General features: G+C 63.0%; 23 protein-coding genes. 11 read left to right on the forward strand and 12 right to left on the reverse strand.

The annotated features are described in order from the left end of the window. Nucleotides 1-170: 170 nt before the first annotated feature. From LXM55_RS19630 to LXM55_RS19650, 5 genes are all read right to left on the reverse strand, one after another. On the reverse strand, nucleotides 171-572 hold the full coding sequence (locus LXM55_RS19630) for an ExbD/TolR family protein (RefSeq protein WP_233321906.1): 402 nt from the start codon (nucleotides 570-572) through the stop codon (nucleotides 171-173). 1 nt (nucleotide 573) lies between these two features. Then, complete coding sequence (locus LXM55_RS19635) at nucleotides 574-1,299, reverse strand: MotA/TolQ/ExbB proton channel family protein (RefSeq protein ID WP_233321907.1); 726 nt, start codon at nucleotides 1,297-1,299, stop codon at nucleotides 574-576. Nucleotides 1,300-1,354: 55 nt separating this feature from the next. Continuing rightward, on the reverse strand, nucleotides 1,355-2,170 hold the full coding sequence (locus tag LXM55_RS19640) for an energy transducer TonB (RefSeq protein WP_233321908.1): 816 nt from the start codon (nucleotides 2,168-2,170) through the stop codon (nucleotides 1,355-1,357). Nucleotides 2,171-2,592: 422 nt separating this feature from the next. Beyond that, on the reverse strand, nucleotides 2,593-2,916 hold the full coding sequence (locus tag LXM55_RS19645; protein WP_233321909.1) for a hypothetical protein: 324 nt from the start codon (nucleotides 2,914-2,916) through the stop codon (nucleotides 2,593-2,595). Between the two features lie 193 nt (nucleotides 2,917-3,109). Next, on the reverse strand, nucleotides 3,110-3,958 hold the full coding sequence (locus LXM55_RS19650; protein WP_233321910.1) for a LysR substrate-binding domain-containing protein: 849 nt from the start codon (nucleotides 3,956-3,958) through the stop codon (nucleotides 3,110-3,112). 108 nt (nucleotides 3,959-4,066) lie between these two features. Between LXM55_RS19650 and LXM55_RS19655 the strand changes: the two genes are divergently transcribed. Genes LXM55_RS19655 through LXM55_RS19665 form a run of 3 tightly spaced genes read left to right on the forward strand, consistent with a single transcriptional unit; the run spans nucleotide 4,067 to nucleotide 6,407 of the window. Further along, nucleotides 4,067-4,729: an ankyrin repeat domain-containing protein gene (locus LXM55_RS19655; RefSeq protein WP_233321911.1), complete on the forward strand. Its 663-nt coding sequence runs from the start codon at nucleotides 4,067-4,069 to the stop codon at nucleotides 4,727-4,729. Nucleotides 4,730-4,753: 24 nt separating this feature from the next. Further along, complete coding sequence (locus LXM55_RS19660) at nucleotides 4,754-5,215, forward strand: nucleoside deaminase (protein ID WP_233321912.1); 462 nt, start codon at nucleotides 4,754-4,756, stop codon at nucleotides 5,213-5,215. Beyond that, a complete protein-coding gene (locus LXM55_RS19665) occupies nucleotides 5,202-6,407 on the forward strand; it encodes a CynX/NimT family MFS transporter (RefSeq protein WP_233321913.1) in 1,206 nt (401 codons plus the stop codon). The genes LXM55_RS19660 and LXM55_RS19665 overlap by 14 nt, the downstream gene beginning before the upstream one ends. Nucleotides 6,408-6,469: 62 nt before the next feature. Here LXM55_RS19665 and LXM55_RS19670 read toward each other — a convergent pair whose 3' ends face one another. Then, entirely contained in the window at nucleotides 6,470-6,730 is a 261-nt protein-coding gene (locus tag LXM55_RS19670) for a hypothetical protein (protein WP_233321914.1), read from the reverse strand. A gap of 371 nt (nucleotides 6,731-7,101) precedes the next feature. Here LXM55_RS19670 and LXM55_RS19675 point away from each other — a divergent pair, with 371 nt between their 5' ends. After that, entirely contained in the window at nucleotides 7,102-7,578 is a 477-nt protein-coding gene (locus tag LXM55_RS19675) for a DUF6392 family protein (RefSeq protein WP_233321915.1), read from the forward strand. 635 nt (nucleotides 7,579-8,213) lie between these two features. Here LXM55_RS19675 and LXM55_RS19680 read toward each other — a convergent pair. Together LXM55_RS19680 and LXM55_RS19685 are read right to left on the reverse strand one after the other, a co-directional pair. After that, complete coding sequence (locus LXM55_RS19680; protein ID WP_233321916.1) at nucleotides 8,214-9,410, reverse strand: type II toxin-antitoxin system HipA family toxin; 1,197 nt, start codon at nucleotides 9,408-9,410, stop codon at nucleotides 8,214-8,216. After that, complete coding sequence (locus LXM55_RS19685; RefSeq protein WP_233321917.1) at nucleotides 9,410-9,661, reverse strand: helix-turn-helix transcriptional regulator; 252 nt, start codon at nucleotides 9,659-9,661, stop codon at nucleotides 9,410-9,412. Before LXM55_RS19685 ends, LXM55_RS19680 begins: the two co-directional genes overlap by 1 nt. Before the next feature lie 305 nt (nucleotides 9,662-9,966). On the opposite strand from LXM55_RS19685, the gene LXM55_RS19690 reads away from it, so the two are divergent. The 5 genes from LXM55_RS19690 to LXM55_RS19710 all read left to right on the forward strand — a co-directional run bounded on the left by LXM55_RS19690 (nucleotide 9,967) and on the right by LXM55_RS19710 (nucleotide 12,386). Then, nucleotides 9,967-10,545: a hypothetical protein gene (locus LXM55_RS19690; RefSeq protein ID WP_233321918.1), complete on the forward strand. Its 579-nt coding sequence runs from the start codon at nucleotides 9,967-9,969 to the stop codon at nucleotides 10,543-10,545. Between the two features lie 9 nt (nucleotides 10,546-10,554). Then, a complete protein-coding gene (locus LXM55_RS19695) occupies nucleotides 10,555-10,770 on the forward strand; it encodes a helix-turn-helix domain-containing protein (RefSeq protein WP_016963103.1) in 216 nt (71 codons plus the stop codon). A 75-nt stretch (nucleotides 10,771-10,845) separates the two neighbouring features. Beyond that, on the forward strand, nucleotides 10,846-11,517 hold the full coding sequence (locus tag LXM55_RS19700) for a hypothetical protein (protein ID WP_233321919.1): 672 nt from the start codon (nucleotides 10,846-10,848) through the stop codon (nucleotides 11,515-11,517). 102 nt (nucleotides 11,518-11,619) lie between these two features. Beyond that, nucleotides 11,620-12,048, forward strand: a complete 429-nt coding sequence (locus tag LXM55_RS19705) for an SMI1/KNR4 family protein (protein WP_233321920.1) — start codon at nucleotides 11,620-11,622, stop codon at nucleotides 12,046-12,048. Then, nucleotides 12,045-12,386: a hypothetical protein gene (locus LXM55_RS19710; protein ID WP_233321921.1), complete on the forward strand. Its 342-nt coding sequence runs from the start codon at nucleotides 12,045-12,047 to the stop codon at nucleotides 12,384-12,386. The genes LXM55_RS19705 and LXM55_RS19710 overlap by 4 nt, the downstream gene beginning before the upstream one ends. A gap of 102 nt (nucleotides 12,387-12,488) precedes the next feature. On the opposite strand, the gene LXM55_RS19715 is transcribed toward LXM55_RS19710, so the two are convergent. Next, the gene (locus LXM55_RS19715) at nucleotides 12,489-13,838 is read right to left on the reverse strand and encodes an aryl-sulfate sulfotransferase (RefSeq protein WP_233321922.1); all 1,350 of its coding nucleotides are present in this window, start codon (nucleotides 13,836-13,838) and stop codon (nucleotides 12,489-12,491) included. A gap of 66 nt (nucleotides 13,839-13,904) precedes the next feature. Next, entirely contained in the window at nucleotides 13,905-16,277 is a 2,373-nt protein-coding gene (locus LXM55_RS19720; RefSeq protein ID WP_233321923.1) for a TonB-dependent receptor, read from the reverse strand. A gap of 154 nt (nucleotides 16,278-16,431) precedes the next feature. Here LXM55_RS19720 and LXM55_RS19725 point away from each other — a divergent pair, with 154 nt between their 5' ends. Beyond that, nucleotides 16,432-17,376, forward strand: coding sequence for a LysR family transcriptional regulator (locus tag LXM55_RS19725; RefSeq protein WP_233321924.1), 945 nt, complete (start codon nucleotides 16,432-16,434; stop codon nucleotides 17,374-17,376). Nucleotides 17,377-17,491: 115 nt separating this feature from the next. Here LXM55_RS19725 and LXM55_RS19730 read toward each other — a convergent pair whose 3' ends face one another. Continuing rightward, on the reverse strand, nucleotides 17,492-17,989 hold the full coding sequence (locus tag LXM55_RS19730; protein WP_233321925.1) for a hypothetical protein: 498 nt from the start codon (nucleotides 17,987-17,989) through the stop codon (nucleotides 17,492-17,494). A 5-nt stretch (nucleotides 17,990-17,994) separates the two neighbouring features. Next, complete coding sequence (locus LXM55_RS19735) at nucleotides 17,995-19,038, reverse strand: AAA family ATPase (protein ID WP_233321926.1); 1,044 nt, start codon at nucleotides 19,036-19,038, stop codon at nucleotides 17,995-17,997. Between the two features lie 330 nt (nucleotides 19,039-19,368). On the opposite strand from LXM55_RS19735, the gene LXM55_RS19740 reads away from it, so the two are divergent. Next, nucleotides 19,369-20,985, forward strand: a complete 1,617-nt coding sequence (locus LXM55_RS19740; RefSeq protein ID WP_233321927.1) for an alkaline phosphatase family protein — start codon at nucleotides 19,369-19,371, stop codon at nucleotides 20,983-20,985. Nucleotides 20,986-21,133 lie beyond the last annotated feature (148 nt).

Consider the following 21,133-nt stretch of genomic DNA (forward strand, 5'->3'; position numbering starts at 1 on the left):
AACGAATATAAAAACCCTATCCTCCCCGCAGGATCCGGCTTACCGGCGAAAGGGCCAGTGGGTCTTGTGTCGCGCTGGGAGCTTTGCGGAGGGACTTTTTCATCGGCCAAAAAAAAGGCCGCACCCTGCCAAGGAGACGGCCTGAAAAGTCGTGGCTTTGTTGCTCGGTTTCAGCGCGCGGTAATCACCGACAGCTTGGTGATGCCCGCCCGCTCGATGGAGGCCATGGCTCGGGCCACTTCTCCGTAATTGACGCCATCGTCGGCCTGCAGCTGCACCCGCACTTCCGGGTCCTTGGCCTTGGCCGCCTGCAAGTTGGTTTCCAGCAGGTCGGGCTGGATCGGGTCCTTGTTGATAAAGAGTTGGCCGGTGCCGTCGATGCTCACCACCAGCGGGTCTTTCTGCTCCACCGGGGCCACGGCCTCGGTCTTGGGCAGGTTGATCGGGATGGCGTTGGTCAGCAGCGGCGCGGTGACGATGAACACCACCAGCAGCACCAGCATCACGTCCACCAGCGGGGTGACGTTGATCTCGCTCAGCACTTCATCGCTGTCTTGGGTGGAGAAGGCCATGTCAGGACGCCTCCTTCACTTTTTGCGGGCTGCCCTGGGCCGCGGCCTTGTGCACGCTCGGGTGGATCAGCACGCGAAACGAGTTCTTCTGCGCCAGGCTGTAGAAGTCGTGGGCGAAGTCGTCGAGGTCGGCGGCGGTGAGCTTCAGGCGGCGCAGGAAGTAGTTGTAGACCAGCACCGCCGGCACCGCGACGGCGATCCCCACGCCGGTGGCCACCAGCGCCGCGCCGATCGGCCCGGCTACGGTTTCCAGGCTCGCCGAGCCGGCGGCGCTGATGCCTTTCAACGCTTCCATGATCCCCCACACGGTGCCGAACAGGCCGATGAAGGGCGAAGTGCTGCCGATACTGGCGACCACCGCCAGGCCGGTTTCCAGGGAGCGGCGTTCACGCACGATCTGTTGGCGCAAGGCGCGTTCCAGGCGGTCCTGGTGGTTGATCGCCTGGCTCAGGTCCGCCGCGTGCGGTGCCTCGCCAACCTGGATCGCCGCGTAGCCGGCCTGGGCCACCCGGGCCGCCGCGCCGGGCTGGGTTTCACTCAGGGGGGCGGCAGAGTCGAGGCTGGAGGCGGCCCAGAACTGATTGTGGAACTTGCGATCCTGGGCCTTGAGGCGGGCGAACTGCACGCCCTTGACCAGGGCCAGGCCCCAGGTGGCGACGGAGAAGACCACCAACAGCCAGATCACCGCGCTTTCGATGGATTCCAGTGGAGATGCCAGTAACGTCATGATGTGTTCCCTCTGTGTAAGCGTTTAGCGCGCGTTATTTGATCGGCCTTGCGGCTCAATGAATCTTGAAATCGATGGGTACGCTGACCCAGCCGTCCTGGGCCACGTCGCCCTGTTTGGCGGGAACGAAACTCCAGCGCTTGACCGCGGCCAGGGCCGCATCATCGAGCTGCTGGCGACCGCTGCTCTTCTGGATCTGGATCTCGCCCGGCTTGCCGCTGGCCAATACATGCACCCGCAGCAGCACCGTGCCTTCCCAACCCCGGCGCTGGGCCAGGGAGGGGTATTCCGGCGCCGGGTTCTTCAGGTACGCGGCGCTGGCCGAAGCCGGGGTCACGGGGGCCGGGGCCGGTGGCGCGGGTGGCGCCGGGGCGGCTACCGGGGTGGCCGGCTGCGGCGCTGCCGGCGCCTGCTGCACAGGCTTGGGCGCAGGCTTCGGCTCGGGTTTGGGCACTGGCTTGGGCTTGGGTTTGGGCACCGGCTTGGGCGGTGGCGGCTTGACCGCCAGCTCGTCCTCCACCGGAGGCGGCGGCTCCACCACCGGCTGTACCGGCACAGGCGGAGGCGGCTCGACCACGGGCGGCGCCGGGTGCGAGAACTCGATGGTCATGGGCGGGATTTCCGGCGGCACGATCGGCAACACCGGGGTCGGCTTCTGGCTCAGCCAGTAGATCACCGCCGCGTGCAGCAGCAGCGCCGCCGCGCCAAGGATGATTGCCTCCCGGCGACGCAAGATTCCCTTGGGCGTGCGTTGCAGACGCAATTGGCCCAACGGCAAGCGGTGAGGCCGGCCGAGGTCGACCAACTCGCCGCTCGGTGCCTGGCGCCACAGCACCTCGTGTGCACTGGCGGCGGTCTGGACATTGCCCATGGATTCACTCCCTACGATCTTTTGAAAAACCCGGCACCGGCGTTTGAACACCCCCCACGCAACGGTGCCGCGAGGTCAATGATCAGTGCCTCGCGCTTATCTCTTAAAGTAATCTTTCAAGTTATACATAGATCAAAATCGAATACTTGATCCGAGCACCAGGCTCCAGGCCCCGTGTTTAAAGGGCTGTAGCCCAGCGGCGAAAAAACCATGCTTTGCAGGCATTGAAAATATTCCCGCAAAGCATCGAAACAACACCCAGTGCGGAGCAGGAAAAGAACAGCGCTACAGCCAGCAGCGACAACTAAGACAACTTCTAAATCCGTTGAACAACTTTATAAGCAGGCACGACAAAGCCGCCGGACCACTGCGCCACTTATATAAGACGACGAGTATCCAGCGGCTGTCCGTTATCGAACTTGTTACTGTTTGACAAACTCCCCACTCAAGCCAACCACATCGCCACTGAAGTTGCTGCGAGCGCCGGAAGCGCGCAGTCGGGCGTAGTTGTGATCCGGGGAAAACAGCGCCCAGGCCTGATAGCCATAGCCGTCGTTGTAACCGGAGACGTTGATGATGGTGGGCTGGCCGGTGCTGTTCTGGAAGTGGTAATGCCCGGCCACGCTGTACTTGACCCCGGCCTGGGTCAACTCGCCGCTGAACGAGCCGTTGGAATCGTTGCCGTCGGTCACGACCAGGCGGGCGTCAGCGTTGGAGTTTACGTAGGTTCCATTGATGCTCGACATAATGCGGGTTTCCTTTTGCAGTTGAAGTTTCATCCAATGAAGCAAGTTCCTCCTGGAACTCACAAACCCAGCATGGCCGGCATTTACAACCCTGTCCAAAATAAACTTCTCCACCCACTAACTAAATAGCTATAGCCTCCAACCACCCTTCTATAACTTATGACCAGACAGCAACTACTTATAACTTACCAACTTACAACTTGACGCTTGCCACTGCCCTCAACTGCTCTTGCAACGCCTTGCCGGCCTGGCTCAAGCCACTGCCGGCGTACAGCGCCAGGCGCACGCCCTGGATATCCGGCAAGCCGCTGTCGGCACCGAGCATCCGATGCCCCTTGCCCAGCACCCGCACCGGCAACAGGCTGATGCCCAGGCCCGCCGCCACCGCCGAACAGACGCTGGCCAGGCTGGCGCTGGAATAGGCAATGCGCCACGGCCAGCCGCCGACTTCCAGGTGGTGGAGCATTTCCTGGCGGTACAACCCGCCCACGGGGAACGCCACCAACGGCAGCGGATCGCGGCCAAAGGCCGGCTGGCGCAGGCTGTCGACCCAGCACAAAGGCTCGGGCCAGGACTCCACGCAGTCGTCGCTGTAGCCCATCTGCTTGACCAGCAGCAGGTCGAATTCACCGCGCCGGTACTGGCGCAGCAGCTCCGGGCCCAGGCCACTGCTGACCTCCAGGCGCACCGCCGGGTGGTCCAGGCCAAAGCGCGAAAGCAAAGGCATCAGGCGCTCGGCGGCGAAATCTTCCGGCACCCCCAGGCGCAGCACCTCTTCGCCGCGCTGGTTGACCAGCACATCGCAGGCCTCTTCATGCAGCGCCAGGATGCGCCGGGCATAAGCCAACAGGCGCTCGCCCTCCACCGTGGCCACCACCCGGCGCTGGTCGCGGTCGAGCAACTGGCACCCCAGGCTCTCTTCCAGGCGCCGCACCTGCTGGCTCACCGTGGACTGAGTGAGGTGCAGGCGCTCGGCGGCGCGGGTGAAGTTCTGACTGTCGGCCACCGCGACAAAACTACGAAGCAACACAGGATCCAGCATGCTGATCTACCATCTTCAATGCCACTGATTGGCATGATTATATTTAATTTCAGAATACCCAGGACCGTCACCATACTCCCCTTTCATTGGCAGGAACGGGAGGTTCTGATGCAACTCAAGCGCTTTCTGAAACGCGGCCTGATCGCCGCCGGTCTGCTCACGGCGGGGGTGATCATGGCCAGCGATGGCTCGTTGCTGGAGGCGGTGCGCCAAGGTCAGCTGCAACAGGTGCAACGGTTGCTTGAACAGGGCGCGCCACTCGATGGCCGGGGCCTGGACGGCAGCAGCCCGCTGCTGCTGGCCACCCGCGACAACCGCATCGACATCGCCCGGGCGTTGATCGAAGCCGGGGCCGACGTCAACCGCAAGAACCTGATCCAGGACAGCCCCTACCTGCTGGCCGGTGCCAGCGGCCACAACGAAATCCTCAAGCTGACCCTGGCCCACGGCGCCGACCTCAAGAGCACCAACCGCTACGGCGGCACCGCGCTGATCCCGGCCTGCGAACGCGGGCATGTGGAAACCGTGCGCCTGCTGATCGCAGCCGGCGTCGAACTGGACCACGTCAACCACCTGGGCTGGACCTGCCTGATGGAAGCCATCGTGCTGTCCGATGGCGGTCCGGCGCACCAGCAGATCGTCGCCCAGCTGATTGCCGCCGGCGCCGACCTGAACCTGCCGGACCGCGCCGGCCTCAGCCCGCTGCAACAGGCCGAGCGCCGTGGCCAGCGCGCCATCGCCAAGCTGCTGCGCGAGGCCGGCGCCGCCTGAAGCCCCCCTTTTTAGGAACCTTGCATGCACGACGATCAACACTACCTGCAACGGGCCGTTGAACTGGCCCGGCACAATGTCCAGCAGGGCGGCCGCCCGTTCGGCGCACTGCTGGTGCGCAACGGCCGGGTGCTGGCCGAAGCGGTGAATGAAATCCACCTCAGCCAGGACCCCACCGCCCACGCCGAAATGCTCGCCATCCGCGCCGCCAGCCGGCAACTGGGCCCGCGCCTGGACGACTGCGTGATCTACGCCAGCGGCCAGCCCTGCCCCATGTGCCTGGCCGCCATGTACCTGTGCGGCGTGTCCCGCGCGGTGTTCGCCGCCAGCAATGAACAGGCGCAACCGTTCGGCCTGTCCACCGCGGCCATTTACCAGCAACTGGGCAAGCCCCTGGAAGCCCAGCGCCTGCCGCTGCTGCACTTGCCCCAGGCGGCGATGATCGCCCTGTACCAGGATTGGCAGCAGCGCCATGCCGCGAACTGAATCCACCTTCCGGCGCTGGGCCGGCTGGGCGCTGCTGGTGTGCCTGGGCCTGAACCTGCGACCGATCCTCAGCTCGGTCAGCCCGCTGCTCAACGAGATCCGTGGCGCCACCGGCATGAGCTTCCAGAGCAGCGCCTGGCTCACCAGCCTGCCGGTGATCTGCATGGGCCTGGTGGCCTTGCTCGGTGTGCGGATCGAAGCCCGACTCGGCGAACGCCGCGGCGTGTCCCTGGGTTTGCTGCTGGTACTGCTGGCCTGCCTGGTGCGGCTGTTCTTCGGCCAGGCCACGGCCTTGCTCGCCAGCGCCCTGCTCGGCGGCGCCGGCGTGGCCTTGATCCAGGCCCTGGTGCCGGCGCTGATCAAGCGCCAGTTCCAACAGCGCGTGGCCCTGGCCATGGGCGTCTACTCGGCCTCGCTGATGGGCGGTGGCGGCATCGCCGCGCTGCTCAGCCCGCAAGTGGCCAGCCACTTCGCCCACTGGCAAGTGGGGCTCGGCATCTGGGTGCTGCCGGCCATGGTCGCCCTGCTGCTCTGGGCCTGCCTGCCCCTGGGCGCCGGCCGCCGCAACGGCAGCCCGGCGCCCATGGCCGGGCTCTGGAGCAACCGCCGCGCCTGGCTGCTGGCGCTGTATTTCGGCTTGGTGAACTGCGGCTACATGAGCATGGTGGCGTGGCTGCCGGCCTACTACCTGCAGTTGGGTTGGAGTGCTACCCAGAGCGGCTCGCTGCTGGCCTTCATGACGATTTTCCAAGTCACCGCCGCCCTGCTGATGCCGGCCCTGGCCCAGCGCAGCAGCGACCGCCGCCCACTGCTGGGCATCAGCCTCGCGGCCCAGGCCGTGGGGTTTCTCGGGCTGGTGCTGTGGCCCTTGCAGAGCCCGCACCTGTGGGTGGCGCTGATCGGCTTCGGCCTGGGAGCGTGCTTTGCCCTGAGCCTGATCCTCACCCTGGATCACCGTCGCGACCCTCGGGAAGCCGGGCAACTGGCGGCCTTTGTCCAGGGCGTGGGCTTTCTGCTCAACGCCGTCTCACCGTGGCTGAGCGGCTGGCTGCGGCAAGTCACCGGCAGCTTTGCCAGCGCCTGGTGGGTGCTGATCGTCGGCGTGCTGGCGATGCTGCTGTTGACGCGGATCTTCAGCCCGGCCAGCTATCAGGCCAGGGTCGCTATCGGCACTGTCGCGCCAGCGACCTGAGCGCGACCGTCAATCGATGCCGCCTGCGAGGGCTCGCAGGCGGACAAGCGTCAAGGTACGGATCAGACCTCGATCCGCCACTGCAATGCATCCAGCACATCGCAGCCGTCCTGCAGCAGCAGATGGGCGGCATTGGCCACATGGCTCAGGTCTTGATCGGCAACACCCTTGATGCTCAGGCAGTTGAGACTGTGCATCAGATCGCGAGTGGCCTTGATCCGCTGCACAGCGCAGCCATAGAGATCGGCCGGAGGGGCGGCAGGGTTGAGGTAGAGCACCGGGGTAGAGGTGAGATTGCTTTGTAGCGGGGTGAACTCGGACATGGGTACATCTCCATCGGTTTATGGAGCTGTCACCCGTTGCGGCTAAACAAGAGGGGTGGCAGCTGTACGCGGGTTAGCCGACCGAGCAAACCAATGGAAACCCGGCACACCCGAAGGTGTCCCGCGCACAGCCGCCATAACAAACGCCAAGCGATAAGCGCTGGGCATTATAGAGGCAGAAATGCGTCCATTCGTTTGTTTTCGACCGGCTAAGATCGGTCACCGATGCGTCGGTGACAGGCCGGACTATAGGCAGGAGGTCCTGGCGGAACAATCGCCGAAGTATTGCCATTCCCTTCCATCAGCCCCGGCGCCACGTAGAATCCCTTCGCGACAATCCGCACGCACTCAATCAAGGACACGAAGCACCCATGGACGCCGCAACGATCAGCCGCCTGGTACAGGGCATGGGCCTCACCTACGAAGAGCTGGTCGCCCAAGGCGAAAGCATCGAGCGCCCAACGGGCAAGCTCTACGACGAATTCGAATGGCTGACCGTGTTCGTCAAGCCCGGCCTGGTACTGGACTTCTGTGAGGACAGCCTGGTGCTGGAGAAGGTCATTATCGATGTGCTGCCACTTGAAGAGGGACGCAGGTTCTATACCGGTGAATTGCCGGCACCCTTCTCACGCACCATGACCCGCGCAGAAATTCGTGCCCTGCTGGGCACGCCCCTGCAATCGGAGGAACGCAGGCCATCTGCGGATGGGCAACGCATGCTCAACGCCTGGGAGAGCTACCGCTTACCCACCAGCCTCCATCCCAAGGCCCGGGTCGGCTTCAGCTACAGCGCCGATATGCGGATCAAAAATCTGACATTCACCTTGCTCGAACCGATACGCGACTGACCCGGCTCTGGCTTTTCGTAGGAGCAGCCGCAGGCTGCGCCCACGTTTGACCTGATACATCGCGGATGTCTGGCCGTCCGCCCTGTCGGAGTGCCGCCCACCCCGTTCGCAGCCTTGCGCAGCTCCAGGGAGTACGCCCACCCCGTCTTCAGGCCGGCAGGCCGGCCGCCGTCAGATTTTGATCTTGATCTGTCTGTTGATCTGCCCGCCCCCTTAGACACGATGGCCGAACGCAGGCATTGAGCCGTGGGTAACCCGGCAGGACGCCGGGTTAGCCGCCCCAGGCCATGGATGGCCTGTGGCGGCGGCCCACGGATCAATGCCGGAGAGAGGGCACGCCTCGCTATGCGAGGCGCCGAGTGGAGGGGCAAAGCCCTTTGGTTACTTTGGGGCCCCAAAGTGACTCGCCGTAAGGGCGAAACCGCCAGCCACCACACCCGCAGCAACGGATATGTACACCCATAACACCACAACCTCAGGTTTTACGGCCGCTGCGCGCCCGAGCGGGAGCAAGCTCCCTCGCCACCGTCAAAGGCTCAAGAGAATCGCGGCATGGGCTCTTCGCAGAAGCTACCGAAAGCCCCAGACGGGCTAGACGGCACTCCGCCGCAACGCACGGCCCGGCAACCAAGGCACTAGCCAAAGGTTTTCATAAACGGCTCGGCACATTGCCGGATCGCCGCAACAACATGCGGTGCCCGTTCGCCCCATTCGGCCGATCGGCTCAACACCCGCTCCAGTGCTGCCAACTGCCCGCGAATAACCTCTTGCGGACAAGCCACATCACAGACCCTGGCGAACTCCAGCAACCCCTGCCGCGAGGCAAACAGGGACTTGTTGCCCAGCAGATCCAGGGCCAGCACGTCCTGCGGGATATACGCCGTGGTGTTGACAATGTCGTAGGCCGGCGCCAGCCGCGCATCGCGCTGGCCAGGGTCGGAATACAGCAGCCCGAAGTTCTTCAGGTGGGCATCGCCATTCCCCACAATGCAACTCAGGCTGACCATGGCAAACAACTGCGCCAGTGAACCCGGCACCTGCTCAGGCGGGCAGAACAGGCGAACGGCCTTGGCAATGGCCGAATAGCTCTTGCTGTATTTCTGCTCCGCACCCAGCCCCATCAACGCCGCCATGTCTTCAAACCCCAGGCAACCGAGCTGCTCGTCCCGGTCGAAGCGGCGCATGACGAACAGTTTGGCGTTATCGGACAGATAGAACTCGGGCACCGCCATCCCCGCCTCCCTGGCCACCGACATGCACAGGAATTCATTGATCGCCAACCCCGGAAACTCATCCCGGCCGCTCTTGATAATCAGTTCGCAGGTGTTCGAGGTAAAACGCCGCGCCCCAGCATCAGGCCGCTCCGGCACCATGACCTTGGGCTGCACGCCAGATATCCCGGCACGCAGGATGTAGCGGTCCACCAGGTCGGCAAAAATGTCCTCGGCGCCATCCCACGCGAGGATTTCCTGCAGTTTTTCCCCAGGAAACTGCTGTCGCTGCAACAGCCCATCGACTTCGGGCGAGCTCACCGCGACCCGCCCGATCGGCGCGCTGCTGCCGGACAGCGCCAGCAGCAACATCGGGTCAACCTTCACCACCTTGGCCAGACGGTTGCGCAGTTGCTCCAGCACATAGCCTTCGGGCAGGTTCATCTGAAAGATCGGGTGCAACTCCCGATAACGGTATTCATCCAGCCGCACGGGCATCAGCAGACTGATTGCCACCTGTGCCCGAGCATCATCGTGATAGCGAAACAGATAATCGCCAGCACCACGGTGGATTTTCCCGCTCTCACCGGCCGGGGTGGCTACCTGCAGCACCGTGGCCATCAGTCGAACACTCCCTGGATCTCGTCCAATGTGGGCATCGCGGCAGGCACCAGGGTGAATTCACAGTCCAGGGCTCCCAGCACCCGCGCATAGGCCGCCATGCCCACCGACAAGTCGCCCCGCTCGATGGCGATGACCTTCTGCCGGGTCACGCCGGCCAAGGCGGCCAGGCTGGCTTGGGTCAGGCCACGATGCAGGCGGCGCTGGCGAACCTGCTCGCCAAGGCGCACGGTGATCAGAAAGTAGTCCATGTTCCGTATACGCAACAAAATTGATTTAATGTAACGTATACCTAACATGGCGAAAAATCAAAGGGACGCTGTGGGGGCTCACACTCCGTGGCGGCGGGTGAAAGGCTTCGATAGTGGATATGTACTCCCTGACTGTCGCAAGCACAGGTTTTACGGCCGCTACGCGCCCGAGCGGGAGCAAGCTCCCTCGCCACATCATCATTCCAGGCTATAGCCCCAAGGCATTCACAGAGAAATAAATTATTGTAATTCGATAATTTTTTATCAATAATTCGCCACCCCCAAAGTTTTGCAAGGAATAACGCATGCACTCCCAAATCAACGGATCGGCCCAATACCGCTTACGACGGGTCGGCCTGCTGGCCGCGGTCCTGGCCTGGGTCATGGGTGTAGTCGAGGTCGGTGGCAATGCCGGAATGTGGATCTACAACAAGGACCAGGTGCTCGGCGCGCTGCTCAGCGTCTTCGCCGAACACTCGCCCCGCCTACTGGAAGCCGATTTCAAGCTGTCGTCCGCAAGCTTCACCCTGCTGGTGATCCTCGACTTCCTGCCCCTGCTGCTGTCGAGCTTCGCCCTGTACCTGACCGGTGTGTTCTTCCTGCGCCTGTCGCGCGGCGAAACCTGGAGCGATCGCAACATCCGCATCCTCTGGCGCGTGGGCATGCTGTGGATCGTCGCCCCGGCCACGTTCCCGATGATGGAAACCCTGCAAGGCCTGGCCCTGTCCATCGACCTGCCGCCCGGCCAGCGCATCCTGCAGATTTCCGCGGGCTTCTCGTCCTACGCCGCCTATGAGGTGGTCAAAGGAATCTTGCTCTGCTCGTTTTCCATTATCATGCGCGACGCCAAAGTCCTCAGTGATGAGCACAGTCACTACATATAGAACAATGAGATGACCATTATCGTTCGGCTTGACGTTGTCATGGCTAAAAACAAGATTCGCTCCAAAGAGCTGGCCGCCATCCTGGGCATTACCGAGGCGAATCTGTCGTTGCTGAAAAATGGCAAGGTCAAGGGGATGAAAATCGAGACCCTGGACAAACTCTGCGCTGCACTCGACTGCCAACCCGGCGACCTGCTGGAGTATCAGGCCAGCGAGCCTGCGTAACCCCCCGCGTTTGTTCGAACCGAGTCTCGATCGTTAAAGCCTTATCCATTCCTCACGTTGCACATTGGCTTATTCATGACTCGCTACCTGCTCTGCCCGCTGTTTCTGTTCGTCCTGCTTTTGACCGGCTGCGCCAACAAACTGGAAGTGGCGATCGCCGCCACCCCCGCTCCGGACTACTATTTCGACCCCCAGGCCCCGGTGCTGGTGACCGTCAACGGTGCCAACGATGCCCACGGCCTGAACGCCAGCTACTACCTGCGCGACATGGTCGCCGCCCTGCACGGCATGGGCTTCAAGCAGGTCTATACCGATGCGGCGCTGCCCAAGAACCACCCGCCGTTCCGTATGAATTTCACCCTCGACGTGGGCAGCGAAAAGGTCAGCTACCGCTACACCGCCACCGACTACGGCCAGGTGCCCAGCAGCACCAAGACGGTGTGCAAGCAGAGCACCAAGAAGGACAAGAACCTGGTGTGCAACAGCACCCCGACCACCACCTGGGGGCCGGTGGGTTCCTCGGAGCGCACCGGCTACACCACCCTCAGCACCTTCAACATCAAGGCCAAGGACGAACAGAGCCGGCGCACGGTGTTCCTGCTGCGGGCCTCGTCCTACAACGATGATTGCCAGGACGCCAAGGTCGAGGATTTCCTGGTGCAGGAAAGCCTGGACAACCTGGACTTTCGCAACCGCGTACAACGCAAATACAGCGTCACCCTGCCTGAAGGCCACAGCTGCAAATAAGCGCCTACCGCGCACCGGGTGACACGCCTACAATCGCCCCTCGCCGCCCGCCCGATCCTCCATCGCGCGGGCGTCCCCTCAACGACAAGGCGCAGGTCGAACATGGCCATGGACTGGAATGCCTGGGAAATAGAACCCGGATCGGCGGTGGACGAACAACTGATCGCCCAGGTGCAGCAACGCCTCGGCGTCGAGTTCCCGGCGCTGTACCTGGAGCTGGTGCAATACGCCGAAGCCGCCACCCCGGGGATCGGCACCTTCCCCTATGGCAACGACTACACCTGCATCAGCGAGTTCTTCGAGTTCGGCCTGAGCAACCAGCCCTGGACCCTGCTCTGGTACGCCAGCCCTGGCCGCGTGCCGGGGCTCGCCGCAGGCTGCCTGCCGATCGCCCGGGATGCCGGTGGCCTGCTGATCTGCCTGGACTTCAACAGCCCGGGCGTGGCGGTGGAAGTCTTCGATCCCGACAGTGTCAGCCGCTACCCGGTAGCCCCCGACTTCAAGGCCTTTGTCGAACGGTGGCAGCCATGAGCGCACCGCAGAAATGGATAGTGGTGCCCACCAGCAAGGCCGCCATGCAGCGCCTGGATCTGGACCAGTGCCTGCCAGGCGACCTGGAGGAACTGGCCCTGTCCCCGGAGCAGTGGGCGGCCCTGTCCGGCAGCGACCTGCTGCCCAGCTTGAACCGTGCCCTGGGCACCCTGATCGACGACTACGAAGACGCCTCGATCCAGGGCCAGGCCGCCCTGGCCACAGCCCTGTCGATCCTCACCCGGGCCGCACCCGCGCATGACGGACTTATCCACAAGCTGATCGCCCTGAATCGACTGGCTCTGGAGCGGGACACTGGCCTGTTCTTCTACTTCTGAGGCCCGGCCCAGAGCAACTCCCGCACCTCATGTGTGGCGAGGGAGCTTGCTCCCGCTGGGGCGCCAACCCGACCTAACCGGAGCCGCAACACGGCCTGAAGCTCAGATCCCCGAGCCGGCACTGGCCTGCTTCAACCCCGACTCCGGCACGCTCACCGCGGTTTCCGAACGCGGCGTGCCTTGCGGCACCCAGTCGTAACTCACCGGCAAGGCGCGGTACACCCAGTTGCTGATGGCCTCGCCGCCCGGGGCCTTGCCCAGGTAGGGGCTGACGTATTCCCAGACGATCTCGCCGCCGGCGGTGACCTGGAAGAAGCGCCCGTTCATGCCCTCGTCGATCAGCGTGTTGCCGTTGGGCAAACGCCGTGCGCTGCTGATGAACGAGCTGTAGAAGGCCCAGCCCGGCTGCCGGGAACTGGCGGCGCTGTACTGCCAGACGATCTCGTTCTTGATCGGGTCGATCTCCAGCACCCGGGAACCGGCAATCAGCCCCAAAGGCACCGAGGGGTAGCCGGCCGTGCCCTGGTTGTCGAACACCAGCAGATGCCCGGCCCCCGGCAAGCCGGCGGGAATGATGTGGGCGTCATGCTGGCCGACGAACTGGTCCACCGGGCGCGGCAGCTTGGCCGCAGTCTTCGGGTTGATCGGCGCCAGGTTCGGCCCCAGGCGCCAGACCACCTTGCCGCTGTGCTTGTCGAGGATGGCGATGAAGTTGGCGTTGCGTGAATCGATCAACAGGTTGTCCGGGGCAAAGCGTTTGTCACCGCCGTCGAACCACTGGTTGGGGCCCACCACGCTGAGGTTGTTGATGTGCAGGTAGTCCGGGTTGTCGGTGCCGTACACCAGCTTCAATTGCGCCGGGGTAAAGCCGAACTCCTTGAGGTGCTCGGAGGCCAGCCACTGCCATTTGACCTGGCCGTCGGGGCTGACTTCATAGATCGCATCGTCGATCACCTGGGGCACCTTGAACCCCGCCACCTTGTGCACCTTGTTGGCCAGCACCAGGGTGTTGCCGTTGCTCAGGCGGCGCTGGTCGTGGTGCTGCTGGGCGGCGCCACCCGGGGCCTGGTCGCCCCACTGCCAGACCAGTTTGCCGTTCCAGTCCAGCTCGCCGACGCTCTGGTTGCCCAGGCCGTTGCCCGCCGAACCCAGGGGGCCGGGCTCCTTGTCCTTGAGCTGCAACAGCACCCGGCCGCGCTCGCCGTTCACCAGTTGCGGTTCGATGATCGCCGAGGGGAAACCGGCTTGCGGCCAGTTCTTCACCTCGTTGCCGTTCATGTCGATCAGGTGCGTCTGTTTGTCGGCGCCGCTGAAGATCACGTACTGGTTATAGGCCCTGGCCGGATCGTAGCGGGTCACTCCGGTGGGGTAGACGCTGGGCGCGGCCTGCACCGCCGAGGCCAGCAAGGTGGCGGAAATCAGCCAGGGCAAAACGCTTTTGACACGCAGCATGACGAGCACTCCTGTTCAGGTCGAAGGGCGCCGGCAGACCCGGCGCGAGATACGTGAAGCCGGGTTTCAGAAGTCGTAGCGTCCGGTCACGCCCAGGGTTCGCGGGGTGCCCAGCAGGCCTTCGTAACCGCCGTTGCCGGCGGTCCAGAGGGTGGTGTAGTAGGTCTTGTCGAAGGCGTTCTTCAGCCACAGCGAGACGTCCCACTGGCCCTGTTCGTAGTTGCCGCGCAGGCCGGTGGAGAGGTTGACCACGGCGTAGCTGGGGATCTGCCCGTAATCGGAATCTTCCACGGTGCCCACGGCCTTGGAACGGAAGGCGTAGCTGGCGGTGACGTACTCTTCCAGGCCGTTGTCCAGGTTCCACTTGTATTCGCCGTTGGCGTTGCCGATCCATTTCGAGGCGCCCACCACCTGGTGCCCGCTGAGGTCGCAAGAGGCCGGTGCTCCCGGGCGCAGGCTGACTTCCGGCGGGCACGGCGCATCCTTGTAGGAGAGGTAGCGCACGTCGTTGTAGGAACCGTTGAGGTTCAGGGTCAGGCCGCGGATCGGCACCAGGGTGCTTTCCACTTCCACCCCGCGCGAGCGCACCGAACCGGCGTTGGTCAGGTACTGCACGCGGTTGGCATTGTCGTAGGCGTTGGTCTGGTAGCCGTTGACCTGGGTCCAGAACAGGTTGGCGTTGAGTTGCAGGCGGCGGTCCCAGAGGGTGCTCTTGAACCCCAGCTCGGCGTTGTTGGCGCGCTCGGTGCCGATCAGCAGCGAGTCGGCCCCGGCGGTCGGCGCCGAGCCCACCGCCAGGTTGACCCCGCCGGACTTCTCGCCGTGGGACAGGGTGGCGTAGCCCAGCAGGTCATCGGTGAAGCGGTAGCTGAGGTTGAGCAGGCCCGAAGGGCTGGTGCTGTACTGGTTGAGATCGCCGGAATCGTAGGCTCCGGCACGGCCGCGACGGGCGTTGGCGGCCGCACCGGCCACCGCTGCGCCACCCAGCGGCGCGTTGCGGCTGACCCAGGCGCTTTTTTCCTCGTAGGTGCCGCGCAGCCCGGCGGTGAAATCCAGGCGCTCGGTCAGGTGCCAGGTGCCCTGGGCGAACAGGGCGAAGCTGTTGGTCTGGATATGCCCGTTGCCGATGCTGGTGACGTTGCTCAGGGCCCCGGCCGGGGTGCCGTTCCAGATATCCGCCTTGGGCCCGTAATAGGCGAAGGATTTGTTGTCCAGGTCGGAGCCGAAGTAGTAGGCGCCCAGCACGTAGTCGAAGAAGCCGCCAGTGGGCGAAGCCAGGCGGAATTCCTGCGACCACTGCTTGTCTTCCACCGACACCCCGGCGTTGTAGCTGGCCGGCACGTTGAGGCCGTCGTCGTTGCGCGGGGTGAAGTTCCACCAGCGGTAGGAGCTGACCGAGGTCAGGGTGAAATCGCTGGGCAGGGTCCAGTTGGCCTCCAGGGACGTGCCGCCCTGGAACACCGTGACATGCTGGTCGTTGTCCAGGTTGACCTTGCGGTGCGAGCCGTTGACCAGGGTCGCCCCGGCCGCCGCCGCGCGGGACTCGTAAACGTTGGTGCCGTTGATGGTCGGCCCGGTGCTGTACAACACCCGGGTGCCGGCGCTGGAATCCTCTTCGTTGTAGTCGCCGATCCAGCGCAGGTTGAAGCTGTCGTTGGGCTTGTACAGCAGTTGCCCGCGAAAGCCCTGGCGCGATCCGCCATTGAGGTCATGGCCGTCGAATTCGTTCTTGATGTCGCCGTCGCTGCGGGTGCGGTAGGCAGAAAAACGCCCGGCCAACTCATCGGTCAGCGGCCCGGAAATCGTGCCCTTGGTCTGGAAATAGCCGTCCTCGCCGAGGGAGGTTTCGATGCTGCGTTCCGGGGTGAAGCTCGGCGCCCGGGTGCTGATGTTGATCACCCCGGCGGTGGTGTTCTTGCCGAACAGGGTGCCCTGGGGGCCGCGCAGCACTTCCAGTTGCTCGATGTCCATCAGATCGAACACCGCCATCCCCGGCCTTCCCAGGTAGACGTTGTCGATGTACAGCCCAACGCTGCCTTCCAGGCCATCGCTGGCCGGGTTGTTGCCCAGGCCGCGGATCGACACGCTGGACTGGCGCGCATGCATGTAGGCGACGTTGACGCTGGGCACCAGTTGCTGCAGATCCTGAATGCGGTACACCCGCTGGCTCTCCAGGGCCTGGCCGCTGACCACGCTCATGGGCGTGGGCACGTTCTGCGAGCTTTCCTCGCGACGGCGGGCGGTCACGGTCACCGTCTGCAACTGGCCATCATCGGCCTTGGCCTTGTTGGCGCTGCTCTTGGTCGACGCGGCTTGCGGCGCCGGGGCGTCTTCGGCCCAGGTCGGCGTCCAGCTCGCGCTGCCGGCCAGCAACAGCGCCAGGGGCAGGCGCTTGAGCCGCCGGGGCGAGAGGGGTGAAGCGAGGGACAACGGGCTCATGGGCGGCTCCTGGTCAGAAAATATACAGCCTCGTATATTCCTTAAAGTTATTTATTTATGTTTTTACAAAGATTTACTGCATAAGAGATTGCCTTTATAAGGAGTCGACCTAATGCATAGCCAATGCATTTCCCCGATATTTTTTATGTGAAAAATGCATATCGACCTGCGCCAGCTCCGTCACTTCATCGCCCTCGCCGAACAGCGCAGCTTTGTCGCGGCCGCAGCGGCGGTGAACCTCTCGCAATCGGCCTTCAGCCGCAGCATCCAGGCCCTGGAACACAGCGTCGGCTGCCAGTTGGTGGATCGCGGGCGCAAGGACCTGGCCCCGACCAAGCAGGGCCAGTTGCTGCTGGAACATGCGCGCCGGCTGGTCAGCGGGGCCCAGCAGATGGCCAACGAGATCAGCCAGTTCAATGGCCTGGAGGCGGGGGAATTGCGTTTCGGCTGCGGCCCGGCGCCGGCCTCGGGCTTGATCCCCCGGGCCATCGGCAGCTTCATCGGGCGCTACCCCAAGGCCCGGGTGCAGTTCCAGGTGGATGACTGGCAAAGCCTGAGCAAGCGCCTGCTCAGCGAAGAGTTCGAATTCTTCGTGGCCGACACCCGCCACTTCGAGGCCGACCCGGATTACCTGACCCAGCGCCTGCGCCCGCGCAAATGGCATTTCTGCTGCCGCGCCGGGCACCCGTTGGCCCAGCGTGACAGCGTCAGCGCCAGCGAACTGATGAGCTACCCGCTGGCGGTGACCATCCGCCCGCCGAACCTGCGCAAGGTGATAGTCGACCTCTGCGGCAAGCCCGACTTCACGCCCAATGTGGAATGCGAAAACAGCTACAGCCTGCTGGGGGTGGTACTGCGTTCGGACGCCATCGGCATCGTCGGCTCCTACAGCGACGCGTTGCACAACGCCAAGGGCGAACTGGTGTGCCTGAAGATCGACGGCCTGGCCGACGACCTGGAAGAGCTCTACACCCGCTACGGCATCGTCAGCCGCGCCGGCTACCGCCTGTCACCCCTGGCGGCGGCGATGATCGAAGAGATCAAGCGTATCGATGAGCAGGACGAGGAAGTATGCAACCTGGACAACCTGGCGGTCTGAGCCGCCTCAAGACCGGCCTTCGGGGATCACAGATGCATAGTGATAGACACCTGCTGAAGGTGGTGTGGAAGTGAATTCCAACACCGCGAGATTGTCGCGAAGGTTCTGATTAACGCTAGGTAACAGTCCAGGCCATTGCCTGCGGCTTTTGCTTGCTGACAATTTTCAGGTGAGGGTCAATAGCGCGTAACAGCTTTTTGAGTTCTTGCTTGATGTCTGCCAGATCGACTTTAGGTTGATGAGCAGCAGGCTGTTCGATGTGTACCACCACGTGCAACTCCCGGCAGTTGAGAACGTCCTGACTCAAAGCTTGTTCATTGGCTGGGGTATTACCATTCAGTCGAGCCGGTAGCAAAGCGGCCAAAGTGCAAAATACCTTGTTGGCAATCGCCTCGGGTAATGCTGATGGCTTGAGCGCCAGAGGGTGACGATAGTCTTTGACTTCGATAAGAAAGGCTACCTGGCTCGGAGACAGCGCCAGGATATCCACAGCTTGAATGTTCGAGCGTTGCTTAACGAAATGATTTCGATAAAAGCTCCATTCATCAAACTTACTGGCTTGCCAATGGAGTGGAAACGTAAAGGTCAACCCATCAACATTCAACGCCGGCATGCCCTTCACTCCAATGCCAGATAACGGTCGGACTGTTGCAGGCTTTCTTCAAGAGCGGTGATATCGCCGATGTCCTCCAAACTCCCGCCTTGTTGCACGGTAATCCCGCCGTCACTGCTGTGAAGACCAAAAAATGCCGCCTCCTGAGGCTTCTCACTTAACAGGATGTCCAGCTCACGCAGTAAAAACAGGCTGTGGGTGGCAATAAAGATCTGGATGCCACTTGCGCTCAAGTCAACGATGGTTTTGGCCACTTGCTTGATCAAACGCGGGTTCAGGTTCGCTTCCGGTTCGTCCCAGAACAGATAGCCTTGATGCAGCAGGGCCCCTGTGCTGATCAGACGGGCCAGCATGCCCAACTTTCGCAAGCCCTCGGCTACCAGTGGAATTTCCATTCTGCCGCTGGCGTTACGTAAATAAAAACGCCCGTTCTTATCCAGTTCAATACTGCCCTGCATTGCGGTTTCCAGAGGGCCGAGCAACTCGCGAATACGATCTTCGGTCGGCCCCTTACGCAATAACCCACCAAGCAATCTGCAGGTGTCGCGCCAGGTCTCCTCAAACTCCAGGTAGTGGTTCTCATAAACCGCGAGAAAGTTTGGGTAGATGCTCAGCAACTCACGAGTCGGTAAATACGTAGGTGTTGCCTTGAGCCAACATTTGGGCAGATGTTCGACACTGACTTCGGTCTTGCTGTTAGTGGCGAAACTGAAAGCCAGGTCGTATTCACTCTTATCGAAAAAAAACTTCACATCGCAGCGCTCGCGGCCTCGCTTGCGCCGGGCCAGTCTTCCTAGTGACTCAGGACGGAATACCCCCACCAGCTTGTCGGCCATTCGCAACTGCAAAACAGATTTTGTCGGTTCCACGGATGCCGCATTCGGCCGGTTGCGCTCCTCGGAACTGGTCGCGAGCCCGGCGTATGCCAGCTTCAACAGATGTGTCTTTCCCGCGCCATTCTCCCCCACGATCACATTCAGCTGTTTACTGAACTGCAGATCGGCCTCTTCAAAGACTGTGAAGTTTTTGATGTGGAGTCGTTTGAGCATGGTTTCCTCGAAATAAGAGCGGCGGCGATTTGAAAAAATAGCCACCGGCAGACGTTAACACTGTCAGGAGTCGTCCTTGGTAAATCTTGTTATCAAGGTTTGAATGACGCTGAGATCACACAGAAACATGACGGGGGATAATAGCTTGCTCTGCTAACAGACGCTCCACTGATAACCAGCACACACCTGCCGCTAAAACGCTTTCGTACCCCTACGGAGCCAATGCCTGCCGTTATGCAAGCCATGCATCAAAACTATTCGGCAAATGCGCTTGCCGGAAGGCCCCGCCGAAGGCGAAAAACCTCGCCTGTCCTGTCTTCGGTGAACCCTATGCCCACTTCCGCAACCCCCCTGCGCAATGTGCTCTACATCATGTGCGACCAGCTGCGCCGGGATTACCTCTCGTGCTACGGCCACCCGCACCTGCACACCCCGAACATCGATCGCCTGGCCGCCGCCGGGGTGCGCTTCAGCCGCGCCTACACCCAGGGCACCATCTGCGGCCCATCGCGAATGTCGGCCTACACCGGGCGCTACGTCAGCAGCCATCAGGTGGCCTGGAACGCCGTGCCCCTGCCTCTGGAAGAGTTGACCCTGGGCGACTACCTGCGGCCCCACGGCATCCGCACCGCGCTGGTGGGCAAGACCCACGCCACGCCCAACCTCGACGCCCTGCAACGCCTGGCCATCGACCCCGACAGCCCCCAGGCCGAGGCGCTCAACGAGGTCGGCTTCGAGCCCTACTTGCGCCACGACGGCATCTACCCCGACGACCCGATCTTCGACGACAAACGCGATGCCGCGCCCTACACCCATTACCTGCGCAACCTCGGCTACGACGGGCTCAACCCCTGGCACGACTGGGCCAACGCCGGGGCCGGCGAGCAGGGGCAGATCCTCAGCGGCTGGAAAATGCGCAACGCCCACCTGCCGGCCCGGGTCGCTGAAGCCCATTCGGAAACCGTCTACACCACCGACCGCGCCATCGACTTCATCAGCGAACAGGGCGAGCAGCCCTGGTGCCTGCACCTGTCCTACATCAAGCCGCACTGGCCCTACATCGCGCCTGCGCCGTACCACGCCCTGTATGGCCCCGAGCAGGTCATCCCGGCGGTGCGCGCCGCGCCTGGGCAGCTCAGCGACCACCCGGTCTACGCCGCCTTCCGCCAGCATGAAGAGAGCCTCAATTTTTCCCGGGACGAAGTGCGCCTGAAGGTGGTGCCCACTTACATGGGCCTGATCAAGCAGGTGGACGATCAACTGGGCCGGCTGTTCGATTTCCTGCAGAGCAACGGCCGCTGGGACGACACCCTGATCGTCTTCACCAGCGACCACGGTGACTTCCTCGGCGACCACTACCTGGGGGAAAAGGAGTTCCTGCTGGAACCAGCGGTGGGCGTGCCACTGATCGTCCGTGACCCGCGGGCAGCGGCGGATATCACCCGTGGCACGGTGGATGAGCGCCTGGTGGAAACCATCGACGCCCTGCCAACCTTCCTCGACGCCCTGGGCCTGCCGGGGGCCGAACACCGGCTGGAAGGCCGCTCGCTGATCCCGCTGCTGCACGGCGCCGAACCGGACTGGCGCCGCTACGCCATCAGCGAATACGACTACGCCTTCCAGGCCCCGGCCCGGGAACGCCTGGGCCAACCCATCGACCGCTGTCGCATGACCATGGTGCGCAGCGAACGCTGGAAGTACCTGGCCTATGACGGCTTGCGCCCGCAGCTGTTCGACCTGCACAACGACCCCCAGGAATTGCATGACCTGGGGGCCGACCCGGCCTACGTCGCGGTGCGTGAAGAACACCTGGGGTACTTGCTGGAATGGCTGCGCGGCCTGAAACGCCGCACCACCATCAGCCATGAAGAGATCGATCTGCGTGGCCAGCGTTTTCGCTACGGCGAACCGGAAAGCGAAAAGCGGGTGCAGATCGGCGTGTGGTAACTCGGCAGGCGGGGCCAGGCACGACATCAACGGACGCCCAATGCCCCACCTGTGGCGAGGGAGCTTGCTCCCGCTGGGCCGCGAAGCGGCCCCAAAACCGGCACCGAATCCCTTCAGGCAGCACCGGGTAGCAGGGTTGATGGCGGCT

It is taken from the genome of Pseudomonas sp. Au-Pse12 (genome assembly GCF_021341665.1).
In the GTDB taxonomy this organism is placed as follows: domain Bacteria; phylum Pseudomonadota; class Gammaproteobacteria; order Pseudomonadales; family Pseudomonadaceae; genus Aquipseudomonas.